The sequence below is a fragment of the Streptomyces sp. NPDC034049 genome (assembly GCF_055575575.1).
In genome coordinates, this window is record NZ_JBVISJ010000008.1 from 341,087 (window position 1) to 361,874 (window position 20,788).

A 20,788-nucleotide genomic window follows, 5' to 3' on the forward strand; every position below is an offset into this window, starting at 1 on the left:
TCACTCCTTGAGTCGCTTCGACGAGGCGAGAAGTGCGAGGAACACCTGCCTCAAGCGAGCCCAACATCCAACACCCGGTCAGTCGTACGCAAGTGCGTATCCCGGTTGGTTACCGGGTCAGTACACGACGGCTCGGCCACCACCGCGGTCTGCGCCGGGCCGCCAGGTCCTCCGCCCAGCCGAAGGCGACGACACAGACGGCGATCAGCAGCCAGGTCACGACGAGCACGGGCCAGACGCTCTCCAGCAGCCATGGCACGTGTCGTTCGAGGAACACCACGCTCCACAGCCGGTCCCACTGGGTCGCGGCGATCAGGATGCAGGTGTTGTGCCAGAGGTAGACCGTCACCGCACGGGCGTTGAGGAGGGCGATCAGCCCGTCCCAGCGGCGCAGCCGGTCCGGCCACTCCTGCCACGACGGGCTGATGTGCAGCAGCAGCGCCACCGTGCCGGCGGACCAGAGCGACTGGGCGAACGGCATGCTGTCCAGGTCGTTGCCGGTGCCGAAGCGGTGGTTCAGGGCGTACCAGAGGCCGGTCAGGGCGACCGCCGGAGCGACGGAGGGGACGAGATAGCGCGGGAGGCGCGCGAGGATCCCCTCCTGGTGGGCCATGCCGAGGATCCAGCAGGCGCCGAACGTGCTGAAGTCCGTCAGCCCCGACGCGAACCGCTCGCCCGGCAGTTCGAGCAGGCCCAGCTCGAACATGCCGGCCAGCGCGATCGGCGCGAGGACCGTCACCGCCGGCACCGCCCGCAGCGCGCGGAGCAGCAGCGGGGAGAGGACGACGTACCAGATGTAGGCGCGGACGTACCAGAGCGGTCCGGCGAGTTCGCCGGCCCAGTCGGCGCCGACGATGCCGTGGAGCCCGGGCAGACCCTCGGCGTACGGCGGGTCGCTGATCGGCAGGATCCAGAACGTGAGGTGGAACCACCACCAGGCGGGGTGGCCGTCGGCGTCCGGCCCCCATCCCTGGGCCACCATCGCCGTCACGCCGACGACGCCCAGGAGCCAGACCGGCGGCAGCAGTCGGCGCAGCCGGCCCCGGACCACGCCCAGGGCCGGGCGCTTCAGCGAGCGCGCCATGAGGTTGCCCGCGAGGGCGAACATCACGCCCATGGAGGGGAAGAGCAGCGGCAGCCAGGCCCAGCCGGTGAGGTGGTACAGCACCACACGGAAGAGGGCGAGGGCCCGCAGGAGGTCGAAGTAGCGGTCCCGGCCGGGGGCCTTGGCGGGCGGTCCCTGCGGGCCGGCGCCGGCCTGCGGGGGCACCCCCGGCGCGGCGGGGCCGGGTGGCGTGGAGTCGGGCGGCGTGGAGCCGTGGGCGAGGGTGCTCATCCGACCGGCCTCCGCTCACCCGTCTGCTGCTGGGGCACGGCCGCCTCCGGGGCACCGGGCAGCCCCACGGCACCCGTCCGCCGCAGTTTCTGCCAGCGCAGCCGGCCGCCGGTCAGCGCCGTGATCCAGGACTGGAGCAGGACGACGTACATGAGCTGGCGGTAGAGGAGTTGCTGGAGCGGGAGGGAGATCAGATGGGTCATGCGCTCCTTGTCGAGGTGGAACGCCAGGGCGGCGCACACCACCTGGACGGCCAGGACGCCCAGCCAGGCGCCGATCGTCTTCTCGGTGGGGCCGAAGATCAGCCCGTAGAGCAGGAACACGTCGATGAGCGGGGCGAGCAGGGGCGCCACGACCATGAACAGCGAGACCAGCGGCAGGCCCACGCGGCCGAAGCGGCCGGAGGGGCCCCGGTCGAAGAGCGAGCCGCGGTGCTTCCAGATCGCCTGCATGGTGCCGTACGACCAGCGGTAGCGCTGGGACCACAGCTGCTGGACGGATTCCGGGGCCTCGGTCCAGGCGCGCGCGTTCTCGGCGTAGACGACGTGCCAGCCGTCGCGGTGCATGGCCATGGTGATGTCGGTGTCCTCGGCGAGGGTGTCCTCGCTCATCCCGCCGACGCGTTCGAGGGCCGTGCGGCGGAACGCCCCGACCGCGCCGGGGATCGTCGGCATGCAGCGCAGGACGTCGTACATCCGGCGGTCGAGGTTGAAGCCCATCACGTACTCGATGTGCTGCCAGGCGCCGATGAGGGTGTCCCGGTTGCCGACCTTGGCGTTGCCCGCGACCGCGCCGACGCGCGGGTCGGCGAAGGGCTGGACCAGTTCGCGGACGGTGGCCGGTTCGAAGACCGTGTCGCCGTCCATCATGACGATGATCTCGTGCCGGGCGTTGGCGATGCCCCGGTTGAGGGCGGCGGGCTTGCCCGCGTTGAGCTGCCGTACGACGCGGACGCCGGGCAGGTCCTTGCCGAGTTCCTCGACGATGCCGGCCGTGCCGTCGCTGGAGCCGTCGTCGATGACCAGCACCTCGATGGGATGGTCGCTCGCCACCAGAGAACGGACCGTCTTCTCGATGCACTTGGCCTCGTTGTACGCGGGGACGAGCACCGAGACGGGTTCCGTGACCGGCCCGTCCGGGCCCCAGCGGAAGGTGCGGCGGCGGACCTTGCGGGCGTGCGCGATCGACAGGATCAGCATCAGGCCGAAGCGGGCGAGGACGAGGACGCCGACGACCGCGAGGGCGACGACGAGGATGCTCGTGGTCTTCTCGGAGACCTGTACCAGGGTGACCCAGACCTTGCCCTTCACCAGGCCGAGGCCGGTGGCCGGGGTGTGCGCGCTGGGGGCCTTCAGGGCGCCGGTGAGGGTGTCGAACTTGTAGCCCTTGACCTGGAGCCGGGGGATGTAGCGGTCCAGCGCGGCGACGGTCTGCGAGCGGTCGCCGCCGGAGTCGTGCATCAGCACGACCGCGCCCTCACCGCGCTCGGGCGTGGACCGGCGGATGATCTCGGCGACGCCCGGCCGCTGCCAGTCCTGGCTGTCGGTGTCGCTGACGACGGTGATGTAGCCGCGGCTGCCGATGTACCGGGTCACCGGCCACGTCCGGTTGTCCATGCGCTCGGAGAACGAGGAGTACGGCGGCCGGAACAGCGAGGTGCGGATGCCGGCGGCGCCCGCGAGCGCCAGCTGGTTCTGGGAGAGCTCCCAGTCGATGCGGTCCTTGGTCTGGAGCGAGAGGTCCGGGTGGTTGAAGGTGTGCAGACCGATCTCGTGGCCCTCGTCGACCATGCGCTGGACCAGGTCGGGGTAGCGGGAGGCCATGGTGCCGGTGATGAAGAAGACGGCCTTGGCGTCGTGCTTCTTCAGCATGTCGAGGACCTTGGGGGTCCACCGGGGGTCCGGCCCGTCGTCGAACGTCAGGACCAGCTCGTAGTCGGGGACGTCCAGGCTGCGCCGGCGTTCCGAGCGGGTGTCGATGACGGGCCCGCCCTTCAGTATGTCCTTCGGCACCCGGTCGTTGGAGACGGGCGGCTGGACCCGGTGGTCGGCGAGGATCTCGCTGTGCACGTATCCGCGCAGCATGAGCATGGCCATCAGGGCGAGGAGCAGCACACAGGGCAGCAGATAGCGCAGCGGCAGCCGCCGCCCGGAACGCTTCCTCGGGCTCTTGCGCGCACGCTTCGCGGAGCCGTTCCCGGTGGTGTCGACAGGGTCGACCGAACCTGTGTTCGAGGACGGTGATGAGCGGGTGGGGCGCTTGGCGGCACGCGAAGGCGTGCCGCCGCGCTGGGAGCGGGTCATCAGGCGGGTGTCTCCGGGTTCTGCGGGTCCTGCGGGCCCGCCGACGGCTCCTGCGGGCCCTGCGTGCTCTCCGAGGTCGCCGGGGCCGGCTCGACGGGCGCCGGGGAGGCCGGACCGCCGGCGACGGTGTCCGTGCCGCCGCCCGGAGCGGGACCGGGGTCGGTGGTGTCCGAGGGCGCGGGCGAGGGCGATTCCGAGGGGCTGGGGTCGACCTTCGGCGGCTCGGACGCGGAGGCGGACGGCTCGGGGTCCTCGGCGCTGGTGCTCGGCTTCGGCCTGGGCACCACTCCGGCGCTGGGCTCGGCCGTGGGCTCGGTCGCGGCGGACGACTCCGGCCGCTTCGCCCGGCCCGCCGCGCCGGTCGGCGACTTGCCGCCGGGCGAGACCGTCGCTCCCGCGCGGCCCCCGCCCGGACCGGCGTCCGGCACGAAGCCGTCGGCCGTGTCGGCCAGGTCGTCCGACTCGACCGGCACCGGAGGTGTGTCCACCTTGCCGGCCGGCTTGTCGTCCTTCTGCATCGGCACCGGCAGCCAGGGCGCGTCGGAGTTGCCCGACACCAGGGTGCCGACGATGACCACGGCGTACGCCGCGCAGGCGGTGCCGACGGCGATGCCGAGCCGCCGGTAGAGGTTCCGGCGCCGCCCCGACTCGTCGACGAAGACCGGCCCGTCGGAGTCCTGGCCGGCACCCGCCGCGTCCCCGCTCCTGCCGGTGTGCTTGCCTGACCCCTCCTCCACCTCACGCCCGACACCGTCGAGCTGGACGGTCACCTCGTGCGGATCGTGGTTGCGCCCGGGCTGGTCGGGCCGCTCCCAGGGCGCCGCCTCCACCTGGGAGACCGCTCCCGTTCTGCCGGCGGCGTCGGGCCAGACCACCTCGTCGGCCGTACCGCTGCCACTCCCACCACGGCCCGGACCCGGGCCCTCGCCCTCGGTCCGCTTCGGCTGAATGCCGTTGGGCCAGTTCTCGACGTGCACGCACTTCCCCCCACGGGATCGTTCCAGGTGCGTGTTCGATGCCGGGCTGTCGCACTTTCCTGTACCGGACCGGGCCCCCACCCGATCCGGGGCGCCCCACCCATTCACACGCACCCGGGCCAACGAATGTATGGGCGGGAAAGATGTGCATGTGTGTGACGTCAGGTGAAGGTCATCATGATGAGTGCATCTGTGGGCGGAATCCACCCGTCCTCCGGATGTGACAGCCATACTTCCGCCCGCGCCAACTCGGCGGCGGCCCGCCGCAGCGCGTCGAGTCCCGGATGGGTGAGCCCCTCGCGCCACACCAGCGAGACCGGCGACAGCGGCACGGGGTCGACGAGCGGCCGTGCCACCGTGCCCGGCATGGGCGGGAAGTCCACCACCGCCAGCACCGGCGACCTGGTCTTGGCCATGATCCGCTGGAACTCCTCCTCCCCCACGGCCAGCGGGGCGGGCGCCGCGACCTCGATCCCCCGCCCCGCGAAGAGCCGCTCCGCCAGCTCCGTCCACTCCCGCGTACGGGGGTTCCCGGCCCCCGCGTACACCCGCTCGCCGGCGAGCTCCGCCAGCGGTACGGCGTCCAGCGCGGCCAGCCGGTGGTCCTCGGGCAGGATCACGGTCATCGGCGCGTACCGCACCGGCTGCTGCGCGAGCCGCGCCCGCACCGCCGGTTCGAGCCCCGCGAACCTCCCGAACGACACATCCAGCCGCCCCGCGAGGATCTCGGCCGCCGCATGGGTCAGCCCGCTCTCGTACCGGGCCATCAGCTCCAGCTCGGGCGCGAGTTCCCGGGCCCGGCGCAGCACCCGTGCCCCGGTGGCCAGTCCCGGCGAGTTGAGGTCCACCAGCAGGGGCCGGGCCTGCCGGAACGCGGCCAGCAGCTCCTCCTGCGCCTCCAGCACCCGCCGCGCGTGGGGCACCAGCCGCTTCCCGTCCTCGGTCAGCGCCACCTGCCGGGTGCTGCGCACGAACAACTCCACCCCCAACTCCCGCTCCAGCCGCCGCACATCCCGGCTGAGCGCCTGCTGGGCGACATAGAGCCGAGCGGCGGCCCGGGTGAAGTGCAGTTCTTCGGCGACGGCGAGAAACCCGCGGAGCAACCGGGGCTCGACGGCAGAGGGCGTGGTGGACATCCGCCGAATTTACAACCGGGGTGCGTGAATCACCACGGAGCAGGTGTTGGACGGTTGATCACGCCCCGGGCGACGGTATCCGCATGCCGCACCCCGACCCCGCCAAGCAGCCCGGCCCCCTGTTCACCGTCACCGCCGACACACTGGTGGCAGCCGACTTCTCATCTCGTCGCCGCCCAAGAACACCGCCCCGAAAGGGGCGCGAGGAACTGCGCGACCAGCCGCACCCGACCCGCACCCGCCGACGCACAAGCACCCCCACCCCCTACCGCTCCCTGTTCCAAACCCCGGGCACCCTCCGCTTCACCGCCGGAGGCCTCCTCGCCCGCCTCCCCATGGGCATGTTCAGCGTGAGCGCGATCCTGATGATCGCCGGTGCCCGCGGCTCCTACGCCCTCGCCGGCGCCGTCGTCGCCACCGGCCTCGCCGCCACCGCCCTGGTCGCCCCCTGGACCGCCCGGCTGGTGGACCGCCACGGCCAGGCCAGGATCGCCGTCCCCGCCACCGCCGTCGCCCTCCTCGGCGGCCTCGCGCTGATCGCCTGTGTCCGCTGGAACGCGCCGGACTGGACCCTGTTCGCCTCCTACGCGGCCACCGCCACGACCCCCAACACCGGCGGCATGTCGCGCGCCCGCTGGGCCCACCTCCTGAAGGACGACCCGGCCGCCCTGCACACCGCCAACTCCTTCGAACAGGCGGCGGACGAACTCTGCTTCATGCTCGGCCCGGTTCTCGCCGCCGTCCTCTGCACCACGCTGTTCCCCGAGGCCGGCACCCTGGTCGGCGGCCTGCTCTGCATGACGGGCGTCCTGCTCTTCGCCGCCCAGCGCGCCACGGAACCGCCTCCCACGGGCCGTACGCGCGCGGGGTCGCCGCTGCGCGCCCCCGGCATCCCCCCGCTCCTCGCCGTCTTCCTCGCCACCGGCGCGGTCTTCGGCTCCCTGGAGGTCGTCACCATCGCCTACGCGGACGCCCGGGGCCACGCCTCCTCGGCGGGGGTGATCCTCGGCCTCCAGGCGGCGGGCTCCTGCGTGGCCGGCCTGGCCTACGGCGCGCTGCGGGTGACGGGCCCGGCGGAGCGTCGTTTCCGGCGGTGTCTGGCCGCGATGGCCGTCCTGATGGCCCTCCCCTGGCTGACCGCGACCGCCACCGGGTCGCTGCTGTCCCTCGCCCCGGCCCTCCTGCTCGCCGGCATGGCCACCGCCCCGACGATGGTCACCGCGATGGCACTGGTCCAGCAGCGCACCCCGCGGGGCCGGCTGAACGAGGGCATGACCCTCGCCGTCACCGGTCTGCTCGGCGGAATAGCGGGCGGCTCGGCCCTGGGCGGCTGGGTCGTGGAACACGCCCCGGCGGCGGGCACCGGCCCGGCCGCCGGCCCGACCGGCTTCGCGGTGCCGGTGGCCGCGGCGGCCCTGGCCCTGCTGATCGCGGCGATCCGGCCGAATTCCCGCGCACCCATTGACGCACTCCGAACCCACCCTTACCTTCCGTCGAAGCGCTTCGACGCCAGTCGTCGAAGCGATTCGACTGCACCGTTCGACGACGATCCATCCGAGTCCGATGATCCATCCGACTCCCCTGGAGGCGCGGGATGTGGGCGGCACGAAGGCGTATCACGGCGGTCGCGGCGGCGGCCCTGAGCGGGGCTCTGCTCCTGACCTCCTGCGGCGGTTCGGACGGCGGCGGTGGCGGGGACGGAAAAACGCTCCGCCTCTGGCACTACGAGGGCCCCGACAGCGCGATGGGCGTGGCCTGGAACGCGGCGATCGAGGAGTTCGAGAAAACCCATCCGGGCGTCGAGGTGGAGTTCGAGGAGAAGGGCTTCGAACAGATCCGCAAGACCGCCCCGATGGTCCTCAACTCCTCCGACGCGCCCGACCTGATGGAGTACAACAAGGGCAACGCGACGGCCGGGCTCCTCTCCAAGCAGGGCCTGCTGACCGACCTCACCCCGGAGGTCACGGCGCGCGGCTGGGACAGGAAGATCGGCGCGGGCATCCGTACCACCAGCCAGTACGACACCGACGGGGTGATGGGCTCCGGCAAGTGGTACGGCGTGCCGAACTACGCCGAGTACACGATGGTCTTCTACAACAAGGACCTCTTCGCCGAGCACGGCATCGCCGAGCCCACCACGCTCGCCGAACTCACCGCCGCCATGGACGAGTTCGTGAAGGCGGGCATCACCCCGCTGGCCAACGCGGGCGCCGAGTACATGGCGCAGCAGTACCTGTACCAGCTGGCGCTGAGCAAGGCGGACCGTGCCTGGGTGAACGCCTACGAGCTGTACCAGGGCGAGGCCGACTTCCACGACGCCGCGTGGACGTACGGGGCGCGGACCTTCGCCGACTGGGTGGAGAAGGGGTACATCAGCGAGAAGTCGACGGGGACGAAGTCCGAGGACGCGGGCGTCTCGTTCATCCAGGGCAAGGCGCCGATCCTGTTCTCGGGGAGCTGGTGGTACGGCCGCTTCAAGGCGGAGAACACGTTCGACTGGGGCACCTTCCCGTGGCCCGACACCGACCTCACGCTCGGCTCGGGCGGCAACCTCTGGGTCGTCCCCGAGGGGGCGAAGAACAAGGAACTCGCCTACGACTTCATCGACATCACCCTGTCGGAGAAGATCCAGAACCTGCTGGGCGACGAGGGCGGGGTCCCGGTGGCCGCCGACCCGGCCGCCATCACCGACCCGCGGGCCAAGGAGCTGATCGCCGACTTCAACACCCTCGCCGAGAAGGACGGTCTGGCCTTCTACCCCGACTGGCCCGTCCCCGGTTTCTACGACGTCCTCGTCGCCGAGACCCAGAAACTGATCACCGGCGACGCGGACCCGGACGCCTATCTGGACGCGATCGGGGAGGCGTACGAGAAGGACGCGCCGAAGCGATGACGGTGACCGTCGAACGGAGGCCGGCGGCCGGTGCGGAGCGCCGCGCCGACCGCGGCCGCCACCGCCCCCGCCGCCCCGGTGACTCCTACGCCCTGTTCCTCCTGCCCGGCGCCCTGGCCTTCTTCGCCGTGGTCGTCGTGCCGTTCCTGATGAACACGGGGGTCAGCTTCACCGACTGGCAGGGCGTGGGCGGCCCCGTCTGGTCCGGCCTCGACAACTACCGGGAACTCGCGGGCGACGAGGACTTCTGGGCGTCGTTCCGGCACAGCCTGTTCATGGTGGTCGCGATGGCCGCCGTGCCGACCGCGCTCGGGCTGGTGCTGGCGGCCGCCCTGTTCGACTTCGTCGGCAAGCACTTCGGCGGCCGGGTCACCGCCGTGCTCCGCGCCTGTTTCTACCTCCCGCAGGTGCTGCCGATCGCGGTCGCCGGCATCGTCTGGAGCTGGATCCTCGCCCCGGAGAACGGCTCCCTGAACGAGCTGCTGAAGGCGGTCGGGCTCGGCGGATGGCAGCAGGACTGGCTCGGCGACCCGGACCTCGCCCTCTACACCGTCATGGCCGTGATGGTGTGGGTGCAGCTCGGTTTCCCGCTGGTGGTCTTCATGGCGGGCCTGCAACGCGTCGACCCGGCGCTGTACGAGGCGGCCGAGCTGGACGGCGCCGGCTGGTGGCGCCGCTTCCTGCACATCACGCTGCCGCAGATCCGCCCCGAGATCCACGTCGTCCTCCTCTGGTGCACGATCGCCGCGCTCAAGGTGTTCGGCGCGGTGTACGTCCTGACCAAGGGCGGCCCGGGCGGCGCCACGGACGTGCCGTCCTACTTCTCCTTCACCACGTTCTTCGAGAAGACCCAGGTCGGCTACGGCGCGGCGATCTCCACCGCGCTGACCGTGCTCGTCCTCGCCCTGGCCCTGGCCGGCCTGAGGCTCCAGGAGAGGACCGAGCGATGACCACCGCCCTGCGCCGCTACCCGGTGCTGATCGCCCTGTGCGTCGCGGCCCTGTTCATGATCGTGCCGTTCCTGATCGTCGCGCTCAACGCGGTCAAGTCCCCGGCGGAGTACGCCCAGAACGGACCCCTCAGCCTCCCCGAGGGCTTCTACACGGACGGCGTCAGGGACTTCTGGGAACGCGTCGACTTCGGCCGGAAACTCGTCAACTCGGTGCTGATCAGCGGCTCGGTGGCGGTGCTCGCCGTGGTCCTGTCCGTCCTGAACGCGTACGCGATCGGCATCGGGCGGATCAGGGGCCGGACCTGGATCCTCGCCTTCTTCGTCCTCGCGAACGTGCTCCCGCAGGAGGCGCTGGTCTATCCCGTCTACTACCTGAGCAAGGAGGCCGGCCTCTACGACACGAGGCTCAGCGTGATCATCGTCTTCACGGTGATCCAGGCGGCCTTCGGCACCTATCTGCTCTCCTCGGTCCTCGGGCAGTTCCCGCGCGAGATCGTCGAGGCGGCCCGGATCGACGGCGCGACCAAGTGGCAGGTGCTGTGGCGGATCGTCGTCCCCGTGAGCCGTCCCACCCTGGGCGTGCTCCTGGTCTTCTTCTTCATCTGGACCTGGAACGAGTTCCTGCTCCCCCTGGTCATGCTGATCTCCAACGACAACCAGACCGTGTCCGTGGCCCTCGGCGTCCTCCAGGGCCAGCGCCTCATGGACGCCACGATGACCAACGCGGCCGCCCTGCTCGGGCTGCTCCCCGCCCTCGTGTTCTTCCTCCTCTTCCAGCGCACGCTCACCCGCGGCATCGCCGTGGGAGCCGTGAAGTAGGCCGTGACGTAAGGAGATCGCCCCCACATGAAGTTCACCGACGGCTACTGGCTGCTCCGCGAGGGCGTCACCGCCGCGTACCCGGCCGAGGTCCTCGACGTCACCGCCACGGACGGCGGCGCCCTGGAGGTGCACGCCCCGACCCGGCCCGTCCGCCACCGCGGCGACCTGCTGAAGGGACCGGTCGTGACGATCAGCGCCCACGCCCCGATGCCCGACGTCATCGGTGTCACCTTCACGCACTTCGCGGGCGAACGGCCCCGCGGCCCGCGCTTCGAGCTGACGACCGAGGAGTTCACCCCGCACACCTCCTACGACGACGAGCACGCCACCCTCACCGCCGGAGAGCTGTCGGTCCGTATCTCGCGCGGCGGCCCCTGGCAGGTCGACTTCCTCGCCCACGGCCGCACGCTCACCTCCAGCGGCCCCAAGTCGATGGGCATCATGCGCGAGGCGTCCGGCGCCCACTACCTGCGCGAACAGCTCAACCTGGGCGTCGGCACCTCGGTGTACGGCCTCGGTGAACGCTTCGGCCCACTGGTGAAGAACGGCCAGGTCGTGGACATCTGGAACGCCGACGGCGGCACGGCCACCGAGCAGGCGTACAAGAACGTGCCGTTCTATCTCACCGACGCGGGCTACGGCGTCTTCGTCGACCACCCCGGCAAGGTGTCCTTCGAGGTCGCCTCGGAGGTGGTGTCGAGGGTCCAGTTCAGCGCGGAGACCCAGCAGCTCACGTACTACGTCATCTACGGCCCCACCCCGAAGGACATCCTCCGCAAGTACACGGCCCTCACCGGCCGCCCGGCCCTCCCGCCCGCCTGGTCGTTCGGCCTGTGGCTGTCGACGTCCTTCACCACCTCCTACGACGAGGAGACGGTGACCTCCTTCATCGAGGGGATGCGGGACCGCCGGCTGCCGCTGTCCGTCTTCCACTTCGACTGCTTCTGGATGCGCGAGTTCCAGTGGTGCGACTTCGAGTGGGACCCCCGGGTCTTCCCCGACCCGGAGGGCATGCTGGCCCGTCTGAAACGCCGGGGCCTCAGGATCAGTGTCTGGATCAACCCGTACATCGCCCAGCGCTCCCCGCTCTTCGAGGAGGGCAGGGCCCTCGGCCATCTCCTGCGCCGGCCGGACGGCAGCGTCTGGCAGTGGGACCTGTGGCAGCCGGGCATGGCGCTGGTGGACTTCACCAGCCCGGCGGCCCGCGAGTGGTACGCCTCGAAGCTGGAGGCGCTGCTCGCCCAGGGCGTCGACTGCTTCAAGACCGACTTCGGCGAGCGGGTGCCCCTGGACGTGGCCTGGTCCGACGGCACGGACCCGGAGCGGATGCACAACTACTACACCTACCTCTACAACCGCACCGTCTTCGACGTCCTGCGCAAACACCGGGGCGAGGGCGAGGCGGTCCTCTTCGCCCGCTCGGCGACGGTCGGCGGCCAGCGCTTCCCCGTCCACTGGGGCGGCGACTGCGAGTCCACGTACGAGTCGATGGCCGAGTCCCTGCGGGGCGGCCTGTCGCTCGGCCTGTCGGGCTTCGGCTACTGGAGCCACGACATCGGCGGCTTCGAGGGCACCCCCTCACCCGCCCTGTTCAAACGCTGGATCGCCTTCGGCCTGCTCTCCTCCCACAGCCGGCTGCACGGCTCGTCGTCGTACCGGGTCCCCTGGCTCTTCGACGACGAATCGGTCGACGTGCTCCGGAAGTTCACCCGGCTCAAGCTCGCCCTCATGCCCTACCTGTACGAGGCCGCGCGCACCGCCCACACCGAGGGGGTGCCGCTGATGCGGGCGATGGTGCTGGAGTTCCCGGACGACCCGGGGTGCGCGCATCTGGAACGGCAGTACATGCTCGGTCCCGACCTCCTCGTGGCGCCCGTCTTCAGTGACGAGGGCGATGTCACGTACTACGTCCCCGAGGGCACCTGGACCCGTTTCCCGGACGGCGGCACGGTGACCGGCCCCCGCTGGGTCCGCGAACGGCACGACTTCAGAAGCGTTCCCCTCCTGGTCCGGCCGGGCGCGGTCGTCCCGGTCGGCGCGACGACGGACCGCCCGGACTACGACCACGCCGACGGGGTGACCCTGCACGCGTACGGCCTCGCACACGGCGCCCAGGTGACGGTCCCGGTGGGCGGGGTGACGTTCACCGTCGTCCGGGAGGGCGACGTGCTGCGGGCGTCCTGCGCCGACCCGAGGGCGCCCTGGGGGCTGGCGGCGCAAGGGCGCGAGGTCCGGGCGGAGGCGGGCACGGGGTTCCTGACGATGGATCTGGACGGGGAGTCCGCTCCCCCGGGAACGAGGGCGATGTGACGGTGAAGATCACGGACGTGGCCCGGCACGCGGGCGTCTCCCCGAGCACCGTCTCGTACGCGCTGAGCGGCAAGCGCCCGATCTCGGCGGAGACACGGGCCCGGGTCGAGGCGTCCATCCGCGAGCTGGGGTACCGCCCGCACGCGGGTGCCCGTGCCCTGGCCAGCAGCAAGTCGAACGTGCTCGCGATGGTGGTGCCGTTACGGGCCGGGATCCATGTGCCGGTGGTCATGCGGTTCGCGGTCTCGGCGGTCACGACGGCCCGCGCCCACGACCACGACGTCCTGCTGCTGACCCAGGAGGAGGGCGACGAGGGCCTGCGGCGGGTGGCGGACTCGGCACTGGTGGACGCGCTGATCGTGATGGACGTCCAACTCCACGACCCGAGGCTGCCGTTGCTGCGCACCCTGGACCGCCCCTCGGTCCTGGTCGGCTTTCCCGCCGACCCCTCCGGCCTGACCTGCATCGACCTGGACTTCAGGACGGCCGGCGAACTGTGCGTGGAGCATCTCGCCGGTCTGGGCCACCGTGTGGTGGGCCTGATCGGGTCCCCGCCGGAGGTCTACGTCCGCCAGACGTCCTTCGCGCAGCGGGTCGTCCAGGGCTTCACCTCGGCCGCCACCCGCAACGGCATGTCCTCCACGGTCCACCCCTGCGAGGCCACCCCGGCGGCGGCCCGCGCGGTCGCGGAACGCCTCCTGCGCGAGCAACCGGCGCTCACGGGTGTGGTGATCCACAACGAGGCGGTCCTGGAACCCCTCGTCGACGCGTTCGAGCAGCTGGGTCTGCGCGTCCCCGCCGACCTCTCGATCACGGCCCTGTGCCCGGACGACGTCGCCGCGGCCCTCCCCGTGCCCGTCACCTCGATCGCCATCCCGGCGGCGGAGGTGGGTGAACAGGCGGTGGCCCTGCTGATGAGGAAGCTCTCCGGCACCCCCGTCCCCGAGGCCACCCTGCTACCGCCCCGCCTGACGGTGCGGGCGAGCACGGCGCGCCGGGTGGCCGGATGACCGGGCGCGGGCCGGCCGAGAAATGACGAAAGCCCCGCTGCCTCACGGCAGCGGGGCTTTCGCCCACATGGGAATTGTGGAGATGGCGGGAATCGAACCCGCGTCCAACGGTGCTAAATCAGGGCTTCTCCGTGTGCAGTTCGCTGTGATTTTCTCGGCCCCGGCGATCACGCGAACAAGTCGCCGACGGGCCCAGTCACTGTTTGATTTCCCATCGAGCCCCGTGACCGGGCTCAATGGTTTAGTTCCCTAGATTATGCCAGGATCCGGGCCGGGAACACTCCCGGGCTGACACCCATTAGGGCCTTCGATCACTGCTTATCAGGCAGCGAGAGCGAAGGTCTGGGAATCGCGCTTGGTGTTGGCGATTATTTGGTGCGACATATGGTTAACGAGATCATTGCCGCTTCCTCGACACGCTTCCCCTGCCTCAACATCCGCTGTCGAAACCGATCATCCCCATGTTGTTTTTTCAACGCCCCCGAGGGGGCCGGCGCACCCGCTGTGAGGTGCAGAGCCATCGTACGTGACCAACGGGAGCGCGTGCCACCGTATTCCCGGCGGCCTCGCGCTACTGGCCCCGCTGCTTCCGCTTCGCCGCCGCGATCGCCCGGTCCGACTCCCGCCGGTCCTGCTTCTCCCGCAGCGTCTGCCGCTTGTCGTACTCCTTCTTGCCTCGCGCGAGCGCGATCTCGGCCTTGGCCCGGCCGTCCTTGAAGTACAGGGCGAGGGGCACGATGGTGTGACCCGTCTCCTGCGCCTTGGCCTCCAGCTTGTCGATCTCCTCGCGGTGCAGCAGCAGCTTCCGCTTGCGGCGCGCGGAGTGGTTGGTCCAGCTGCCCTGGTGGTACTCGGGGATGTGGGCGTTGTGGAGCCACGCCTCGCCCCGGTCGATCTGGACGAAGCCGTCGGTCAGCGACGTCCGTCCCTCGCGCAGCGACTTGACCTCGGTGCCCATGAGCACCAGACCGGCCTCGTAGGTGTCGATGATCGCGTAGTCGTGCCGGGCCTTCTTGTTCTGGGCGACGATCTTCTTCTTGCCGCCCTTCTCGCCGTCCCGGCCCTTGACGGCCGCCCCGCCCTGCTTGGGCTGGGATTCCTTCGGTACGTACATTCCCTTGCTCATAGTGCCGTCCATTTTGGCACCACGCGGGGGGTGTGAGGGAAGCCGATTAACGGGAGCGGCTCACTGCCCGAGTCCGCTGAGCACCGTCTCGGCCCGCCGCAGGGCGTCCTCGTCCGCCTCGAGGTCGGGGGTGATGCCCCGGCCGTCGACGCCGCGGCCGGAGGGGGTGCGGTAGTGGCCGACGGTCAGTTCGGCGACGGAGCCGTCGGGGAGGCGGCTCGGCATCTGCACCGAGCCCTTGCCGAAGGTGCGGGAGCCCACGACCACCGCGCGTCCCCGGTCCTGAAGGGCTCCGGTGAGCAGCTCGGCCGCGCTCATCGTGCCGCCGTCGACGAGCGCGACCAGGGGCCTGGTGGTGTCGCCGCCGGGTTCGGCGTGCAGCGCCCGCTGCCTGCCCTTGACGTCGTACGTGGCGACGAGGCCCCCGTCGAGGAAGGCGGAGGCGGCGGTGACGGCCTCGGAGACCAGACCGCCGGAGTTGCCACGGAGGTCGAGGACGAAGCCGGCGGCGTCGGCGGACTGCTCGACGGCGGCTCGTACGAGATCGCCGGAGCCCTTGGTGAACGCGTCGACCGTGATGACGCTGACCCCGCCGGCGGTGCGGCTCACCGTCACGTCCTCGGTGGACAGGCGGGCCCGGCGCAGGGTCGCGGACCAGGTCCGGCCGGCGCGCTCCAGCTCCAGCTCCACCTTCGTACCGGCGGCCGCGCTCTCGGGGACCCGGGTGCCGCCGGAGCCCTCGTCGATCGCGTCGCCGCGGAGTAAGGAGACGACCTCGGTGACCGGGCGGCCGTCGACCTTCCTGCCGTCCACGCGGACGAGGCGGTCGCCCGCGCGGATCCCGGCGCGGGCGGCGGGCGAGCCGTCCTGCACCCGGGTCACCTCGATCCGGCCGTCGCGCTCCAGCCGGGTCCAGAGGCCGACGCCGGTGTACTCGCCGTCGAGGGCCTCCTCGAACTGCTCGTACTCGCCCTCGGAGTAGACCGCGCCCCACCGGTCGCCGCTGCGGCTGACGGCCCGCTCGGCGGCCTCCACGGGGGACTTGCCCTCGGCCATGGCCTCGGCGGCGGCGTCGGCGACGTCCTGCGCCTTGTCGGCCGGGGTGGAGCGGGAGGGGTGCACGACGGCCGCGGGCTCCCGGCGCGGGTCGTCGAAGGAGCCGGTCGCGGCGCCCGTGGCGAGCACACTCGCGAAGACCAATGTCAGGGCGGCCCCGCGGCCGACGCGGCGGGGCTGGGAGAACAGGTCGCGGCCTGACATGACCGCGAGTCTAGGACAACGCGAAGGGCCGCACCGGCCCTTGCCGGTACGGCCCCAGGGGCGTGCGTCACACCTTCAGGTACTTGCGCAGTGCGAAGAAGGCAGCCAGCGCGGGCATCAGGAAGCTCGCCGCGAGGATGAGCGGCAGCTTCGTCAGGACCGCGTCCCAGCCCACGAAATTGATCAACGGCAGGTTCTGGGACAGTGACACTCCGTTGTCGATCACGAAGTACTGCCCCAGGAGCAGGAAGGCACAGGCGATCGTGCCGCCGATGATCCCGGCGACCGCGGCCTCCATGATGAACGGCGCCTGGATGTAGAAGCCGGAGGCGCCGACCAGGCGCATGATCCCCGTCTCACGCCGACGGCTGAACGCCGAGACCCGCACCGTGTTGACGATCAGCAACAGCGCCACGATCAGCATGACCGCCATCACACCGCGCGCCGCCCAGTTCAGATAGCCGAGCAGCCGGAAGAGGTTGTCCAGGATGCCCTTCTGGTCCTGCACCGACTGCACACCGTCACGACCGTTGAAGGCACTCGCGATGACCTGGTACTTCTCGGGGTCCTTCAGCTTGATCCGGTACGACTCCTGCATCTGGTCCGGGGTGAGGCTGCTGGCCAGCGGGGAGTCGCCGAACTGCTCCTTGTAGTGCTTGTACGCCTCGTCCTGCGACTCGTGGGCGACGTTGTCGACGACCGCCATCTTGTCCAGGTCGGACTTGATCTGCTTCTTCTGCTCTGTGGTGACGGCGCCCTTGGCGCAGTTGGGGTCGGACTCCGCGTCGCTCTTGTTGCAGAGGAAGATCGACACGTTGACCTTGTCGTACCAGTAGCCCTTCATCTGGCTGACCTGGTCGCTCATCAGCAGCGAACCGCCGAAGAGGGCGAGGGAGAGGGCGACGGAGACGATGACCGCGAAGGTCATCGTGAGATTGCGGCGGAGACCGACACCGATCTCCGACAGGACGAACTGGGCGCGCATGGCGACTCGATGGGCCTTTCCGTGGACGGGGCGGTCAGTGCTGGTAGCCGTAGACGCCGCGCGCCTGGTCGCGGACGAGGCGGCCCTTCTCCAGCTCGATGACGCGCTTGCGCATCTGGTCCACGATGTTCTGGTCGTGGGTCGCCATCACCACCGTGGTGCCGGTCCGGTTGATGCGGTCGAGCAGCTTCATGATGCCGACGGAGGTCTGCGGGTCGAGGTTGCCGGTGGGCTCGTCCGCGATGAGGAGCTTGGGCCGGTTCACGAAGGCGCGTGCGATGGCCACACGCTGCTGTTCACCACCCGACAGCTCGCCCGGCATCCGCTCCTCCTTGCCGCCGAGGCCGACCAGTTCGAGCACCTGCGGCACGGACTTGCGGATCTCGCCGCGCGACTTGCCGATGACCTCCTGCGCGAAGGCGACGTTCTCGCCGACCGTCTTGTTGGGCAGCAGCCGGAAGTCCTGGAAGACCGTCCCGAGCTGGCGGCGCATCTGCGGCACCTTCCAGTTGGACAGGCGCGCGAGGTCCTTGCCCAGGACGTGCACCTGTCCCTGGCTGCACCGCTCCTCCCGGAGGATCAGCCGCAGGAACGTGGACTTTCCGGAGCCGGAGGACCCCACGAGGAACACGAACTCGCCCTTCTCCACCTCCAGGGAGACATCCCTGAGTGCGGGGCGGGTCTGCTTGGGGTAGACCTTGGACACGTTGTCGAATCGGATCACGGATGCACCACAAGCCGTCGGGAATGGATGGACGAGACTGTACCGCGCCGTGTTCCTCGTCCCGCAGCCGCGCGACGACAGACGCCCCCCTTTCGTAGGCCCCCGCGCAACCTCAGGAGGAACCTGGCACAGTGGTGGGGAGGAACGGTCCGGTTCCGCGAAGCGTTGAGGTATGTGTGAGGCCATTGCAAGGAGGGCGAGGCGCATGACGTACGACCGGTTGGTGTGCGCGAACTGCGCGTCCCCCGTCGCCGAGGGCCGCTGCCATGTGTGCCGGGCCAGCCGCGAGCGGCTCCAGCAGGAGAACCCCTTCGCGGGCCTGAGCCCCATGACCCTGATCGCCCTCCTGGCGATCCTCATAGCGGCAGTGGCGCTGCTGGCGCACCAGACGGCATAGCGGTACCGGACGCCCGACGTCACAGGGCGTGCGCGGGGCGGGACGTACGACGAAGGCCCGGGGCTGGCTGCCCCGGGCCTCACGTACGTGTGCGGTGCTGTGCGCGACCGTCTGCGATCAGGCGGCGGCGCCGCGGCCGGCCATCAGGCGCGGCAGCAGACGGAAGCCGATACCGCCGGCGATCATCGTGGCGGCGCCCACCAGCAGGAACGTGGTCTCGGCGGCACCCGTCTCGGCCAGCTCGCCGGTGCCGGTGCCCTGAGCCTCGGTCTCGGTGCCGGTGTCGGTGAGGGCCGAGGAGCCCTCCTGCTGCACGACCTCGTCGTTGCCACCGTCGGTGTCGGTCCCACCGGAGGTGGAGCCGCCGTCGGTCGAGCCGCCGGAGGTGGACGAGCCGCCGTCGGAGCCGCCGTCGGTGGAACCGCCGTCGGAGGAGCCGCCGGAGGTGCCGTTGGACGTCCCGTTCGAGGTGGAGCCGCCCGAGGTGCCGTTGGACGTCCCGTTCGAGGACGAACCGCCGGACGTGCCGTTGGACGTCCCGTTCGAGGTGGAGCCGCCGGAGGTGCCGTTGGACGTCCCGTTCGAGGACGAACCCGTGGTGCCCGTGGTGCCCGTGGTGCCCGTCGTGCCGGTGGTGCCAGTCGTGCCCGTGGTGCCGGTCGTGCCCGTGGTACCGGTGGTGCCCGTGGTACCGGTCGTGCCGCTGTCACCCGTGGTACCGCTCGTACCGATGGTGCCGGTCGTGCTGACGGCACCGGTCGTGCCAGTGGTGCCGGTGGTGCCTGCGGTGGTCTCACCGGTCGTGGTCTCACCGGTGGTCTCACCGGTGGTCTCACCCGTGGTCGCACCGACGTTGGTGTTGCCCTCGGTGTCGTTGCCGGTCTGGACCGAGACGCCGGCCTTGACCGAACCGCCGTCGTCGGTGCTGACACCGACGCCGACTCCGAGGTCCAGCGCGGAAGCGGCGCCCGCGGCGGTCAGTGACGCGCCGGCGGCGATCACAGCACCCGCGGCTATTCGCGCCACGCGGATCCGCGTCTTCTTCGTCATATGGCTGCTACCCCCAGTAGCTATCAGTAAATGGAGCAGCGCCCGGGGCCGCGATCAACGGGAGCAGTCGGTTGGCTCGAAAGTCCCCCGGTTCACATGCGCCCCAGTAATGCGCATGCCATACGTCACCCTTCCCAGTTTTTCCAGCAACGTCAAGGTCGTTGCGTACGCGATGTCCCGTTCACCGCATTTGACCTCGTCAATAACATGTGAGTGTGACGTAAGACCCAGACATCCCCACACAGACAAGGCAACTGCCTCCCACGGGGAGGCAGTTGCCTTGTCGACAAAGCGCTGAATTCGGGGGGCCTACTTCTCCTGCTGCTTGCGCCAGCGAATTCCGGCCTCCAGGAAGCCCTGGATCTCGCCATTGAACACGGCCTCGGGGTTGCCGACTTCGTACTCGGTGCGGAGGTCCTTGACCATCTGGTACGGGTGCAGGACGTACGAACGCATCTGGTTGCCCCAGGAACTGCCGCCGTCCTTGAGGGCGTCCATCTTGGCCCGCTCCTCCTGGCGCTGCCGCTCCAGCAGCTTCGCCTGAAGGACGTTCATCGCGGTGGCCTTGTTCTGGATCTGCGACCGCTCGTTCTGGCAGGAGACGACGATGCCGGTGGGGAGGTGGGTCAACCGCACGGCGGAGTCGGTGGTGTTGACGCCCTGGCCGCCGGGCCCGGAGGACCGGTAGACGTCCACACGCAGCTCGGACTCGTCGATCTCGATGTGGTCGGTCTGCTCGACCACGGGCAGGACCTCGACACCGGCGAAGGACGTCTGGCGCCGGCCCTGGTTGTCGAAGGGCGAGATACGGACGAGCCGGTGGGTGCCCTGCTCCACGGAGAGCGTGCCGTAGGCGTAGGGCACCTGCACGGCGAAGGTGGTGGACTTGATGCCCGCCTCCTCCGCGTACGAGGTCTCGTACACCTCGGTCTTGTAGCCCTTCTGCTCCGCCCAGCGCAGATACATCCGCTGGAGCTTCTCGGCGAAGTCGGCGGCGTCGACGCCACCGGCCTCGGCGCGGATGTTGACGAGGGCCTCACGGGAGTCGTACTCGCCGGACAGGAGGGTACGGACCTCCATCTCGTCCAGCGCCTTCTTGACGGAGATCAGCTCCGACTCGGCCTCGGCACGGGTGTCCGGGTCGTCCTCCTCCTCGGCCATCTCGAAGAGGACACTGAGGTCGTCGATGCGACCGCGCAGCGCCTCCGCCTTCCTGACCTCGGCCTGGAGGTGGGAGAGCTTGCTGGTGATCTTCTGCGCCTCGTCCGGGTTGTCCCACAGGGACGGCGCGGCCGCCTGCTCCTCGAGCACGGCGATGTCTGCCCTCAGCTTGTCGAGGTCCAAAACGGCCTCGATCGACTCCATGGTCGAGGAGAGGGACTTCAGCTCTTCGGATACATCGACGACTGCCACGCCCCCAGCCTAACGGCTCCGCCGGGTGACCATGATGGGGTGCCCGCGGCCCGGGGCGCGGCGGGCGTTCCCCCGGTCGCCCGCCCACGGGTGG

At 70.4% G+C, this 20,788-nt stretch carries 17 protein-coding genes and 1 other RNA gene; 7 read left to right on the forward strand and 11 right to left on the reverse strand.

Annotated features, from left to right (window positions below):
• Positions 1-109: 109 nt before the first annotated feature.
• From ACZ52C_RS24660 to ACZ52C_RS24675, 4 genes are all read right to left on the reverse strand, one after another.
• On the reverse strand, positions 110-1,336 hold the full coding sequence (locus tag ACZ52C_RS24660; RefSeq protein WP_469076772.1) for an acyltransferase family protein: 1,227 nt from the start codon (positions 1,334-1,336) through the stop codon (positions 110-112).
• A complete protein-coding gene (locus tag ACZ52C_RS24665; protein ID WP_469076773.1) occupies positions 1,333-3,639 on the reverse strand; it encodes a glycosyltransferase in 2,307 nt (768 codons plus the stop codon). The genes ACZ52C_RS24660 and ACZ52C_RS24665 overlap by 4 nt, the downstream gene beginning before the upstream one ends.
• Complete coding sequence (locus tag ACZ52C_RS24670) at positions 3,639-4,616, reverse strand: hypothetical protein (protein ID WP_469076774.1); 978 nt, start codon at positions 4,614-4,616, stop codon at positions 3,639-3,641. Before ACZ52C_RS24670 ends, ACZ52C_RS24665 begins: the two co-directional genes overlap by 1 nt.
• 161 nt (positions 4,617-4,777) lie before the next feature.
• Positions 4,778-5,752: a LysR family transcriptional regulator gene (locus tag ACZ52C_RS24675; RefSeq protein ID WP_469076775.1), complete on the reverse strand. Its 975-nt coding sequence runs from the start codon at positions 5,750-5,752 to the stop codon at positions 4,778-4,780.
• Between the two features lie 83 nt (positions 5,753-5,835).
• On the opposite strand from ACZ52C_RS24675, the gene ACZ52C_RS24680 reads away from it, so the two are divergent.
• From ACZ52C_RS24680 to ACZ52C_RS24705, 6 genes are read left to right on the forward strand one after another with little or no spacing between them, the layout of a single operon-like run.
• Positions 5,836-7,395, forward strand: coding sequence for an MFS transporter (locus tag ACZ52C_RS24680; protein ID WP_469076776.1), 1,560 nt, complete (start codon positions 5,836-5,838; stop codon positions 7,393-7,395).
• Positions 7,347-8,645 carry an ABC transporter substrate-binding protein gene (locus ACZ52C_RS24685; RefSeq protein ID WP_469076777.1) on the forward strand — a complete coding sequence of 433 codons (1,299 nt, stop codon included), beginning with the start codon at positions 7,347-7,349 and terminating at the stop codon, positions 8,643-8,645. The genes ACZ52C_RS24680 and ACZ52C_RS24685 overlap by 49 nt, the downstream gene beginning before the upstream one ends.
• The gene (locus ACZ52C_RS24690) at positions 8,642-9,595 is read left to right on the forward strand and encodes a carbohydrate ABC transporter permease (protein ID WP_469076778.1); all 954 of its coding nucleotides are present in this window, start codon (positions 8,642-8,644) and stop codon (positions 9,593-9,595) included. The genes ACZ52C_RS24685 and ACZ52C_RS24690 overlap by 4 nt, the downstream gene beginning before the upstream one ends.
• Entirely contained in the window at positions 9,592-10,416 is an 825-nt protein-coding gene (locus ACZ52C_RS24695) for a carbohydrate ABC transporter permease (RefSeq protein ID WP_469076779.1), read from the forward strand. The genes ACZ52C_RS24690 and ACZ52C_RS24695 overlap by 4 nt, the downstream gene beginning before the upstream one ends.
• A gap of 27 nt (positions 10,417-10,443) precedes the next feature.
• Positions 10,444-12,729, forward strand: a complete 2,286-nt coding sequence (gene yicI, locus ACZ52C_RS24700; RefSeq protein ID WP_469076780.1) for an alpha-xylosidase — start codon at positions 10,444-10,446, stop codon at positions 12,727-12,729.
• Complete coding sequence (locus ACZ52C_RS24705; protein WP_469076781.1) at positions 12,726-13,739, forward strand: LacI family DNA-binding transcriptional regulator; 1,014 nt, start codon at positions 12,726-12,728, stop codon at positions 13,737-13,739. The genes yicI and ACZ52C_RS24705 overlap by 4 nt, the downstream gene beginning before the upstream one ends.
• Before the next feature lie 74 nt (positions 13,740-13,813).
• Here the strand turns inward: ACZ52C_RS24705 and ssrA are convergent.
• The 5 genes from ssrA to ftsE form a co-directional block, all read right to left on the reverse strand.
• Positions 13,814-14,200: a transfer-messenger RNA gene (gene ssrA / locus ACZ52C_RS24710) on the reverse strand.
• A gap of 110 nt (positions 14,201-14,310) precedes the next feature.
• Positions 14,311-14,853: an SsrA-binding protein SmpB gene (gene smpB / locus ACZ52C_RS24715; RefSeq protein WP_045560707.1), complete on the reverse strand. Its 543-nt coding sequence runs from the start codon at positions 14,851-14,853 to the stop codon at positions 14,311-14,313.
• Positions 14,854-14,925: 72 nt separating this feature from the next.
• Positions 14,926-16,125: a S41 family peptidase gene (locus ACZ52C_RS24720; RefSeq protein WP_469076782.1), complete on the reverse strand. Its 1,200-nt coding sequence runs from the start codon at positions 16,123-16,125 to the stop codon at positions 14,926-14,928.
• Between the two features lie 67 nt (positions 16,126-16,192).
• Entirely contained in the window at positions 16,193-17,110 is a 918-nt protein-coding gene (gene ftsX / locus ACZ52C_RS24725; RefSeq protein ID WP_045560709.1) for a permease-like cell division protein FtsX, read from the reverse strand.
• Between the two features lie 34 nt (positions 17,111-17,144).
• A complete protein-coding gene (gene ftsE / locus ACZ52C_RS24730; protein WP_009320785.1) occupies positions 17,145-17,834 on the reverse strand; it encodes a cell division ATP-binding protein FtsE in 690 nt (229 codons plus the stop codon).
• A 205-nt stretch (positions 17,835-18,039) separates the two neighbouring features.
• Here ftsE and ACZ52C_RS24735 point away from each other — a divergent pair, with 205 nt between their 5' ends.
• Positions 18,040-18,231, forward strand: a complete 192-nt coding sequence (locus tag ACZ52C_RS24735; protein ID WP_033524968.1) for a hypothetical protein — start codon at positions 18,040-18,042, stop codon at positions 18,229-18,231.
• A 117-nt stretch (positions 18,232-18,348) separates the two neighbouring features.
• Here ACZ52C_RS24735 and ACZ52C_RS24740 read toward each other — a convergent pair whose 3' ends face one another.
• Entirely contained in the window at positions 18,349-19,281 is a 933-nt protein-coding gene (locus tag ACZ52C_RS24740) for a hypothetical protein (protein WP_469076783.1), read from the reverse strand.
• 309 nt (positions 19,282-19,590) lie between these two features.
• A complete protein-coding gene (gene prfB / locus ACZ52C_RS24745; protein ID WP_469076784.1) occupies positions 19,591-20,694 on the reverse strand; it encodes a peptide chain release factor 2 in 1,104 nt (367 codons plus the stop codon).
• Between the last annotated feature and the right edge of the window lie 94 nt (positions 20,695-20,788).

What these genes read in the sequence shown, in the direction of transcription:
- ACZ52C_RS24660 (WP_469076772.1), bottom strand. Translation starts at nt 1,336, where the DNA reads ATGAGCACCCTCGCCCACGGCTCCACGCCGCCCGACTCCACGCCACCC.
- ACZ52C_RS24665 (WP_469076773.1), bottom strand. Translation starts at nt 3,639, where the DNA reads ATGACCCGCTCCCAGCGCGGCGGCACGCCTTCGCGTGCCGCCAAGCGC.
- ACZ52C_RS24675 (WP_469076775.1), bottom strand. Translation starts at nt 5,752, where the DNA reads ATGTCCACCACGCCCTCTGCCGTCGAGCCCCGGTTGCTCCGCGGGTTT.
- ACZ52C_RS24680 (WP_469076776.1), top strand. Translation starts at nt 5,836, where the DNA reads ATGCCGCACCCCGACCCCGCCAAGCAGCCCGGCCCCCTGTTCACCGTC.
- ACZ52C_RS24685 (WP_469076777.1), top strand. Translation starts at nt 7,347, where the DNA reads ATGTGGGCGGCACGAAGGCGTATCACGGCGGTCGCGGCGGCGGCCCTG.
- ACZ52C_RS24690 (WP_469076778.1), top strand. Translation starts at nt 8,642, where the DNA reads ATGACGGTGACCGTCGAACGGAGGCCGGCGGCCGGTGCGGAGCGCCGC.
- ACZ52C_RS24695 (WP_469076779.1), top strand. Translation starts at nt 9,592, where the DNA reads ATGACCACCGCCCTGCGCCGCTACCCGGTGCTGATCGCCCTGTGCGTC.
- yicI (WP_469076780.1), top strand. Translation starts at nt 10,444, where the DNA reads ATGAAGTTCACCGACGGCTACTGGCTGCTCCGCGAGGGCGTCACCGCC.
- smpB (WP_045560707.1), bottom strand. Translation starts at nt 14,853, where the DNA reads ATGTACGTACCGAAGGAATCCCAGCCCAAGCAGGGCGGGGCGGCCGTC.
- ACZ52C_RS24720 (WP_469076782.1), bottom strand. Translation starts at nt 16,125, where the DNA reads ATGTCAGGCCGCGACCTGTTCTCCCAGCCCCGCCGCGTCGGCCGCGGG.
- ftsX (WP_045560709.1), bottom strand. Translation starts at nt 17,110, where the DNA reads ATGCGCGCCCAGTTCGTCCTGTCGGAGATCGGTGTCGGTCTCCGCCGC.
- ACZ52C_RS24735 (WP_033524968.1), top strand. Translation starts at nt 18,040, where the DNA reads ATGACGTACGACCGGTTGGTGTGCGCGAACTGCGCGTCCCCCGTCGCC.
- ACZ52C_RS24740 (WP_469076783.1), bottom strand. Translation starts at nt 19,281, where the DNA reads ATGACGAAGAAGACGCGGATCCGCGTGGCGCGAATAGCCGCGGGTGCT.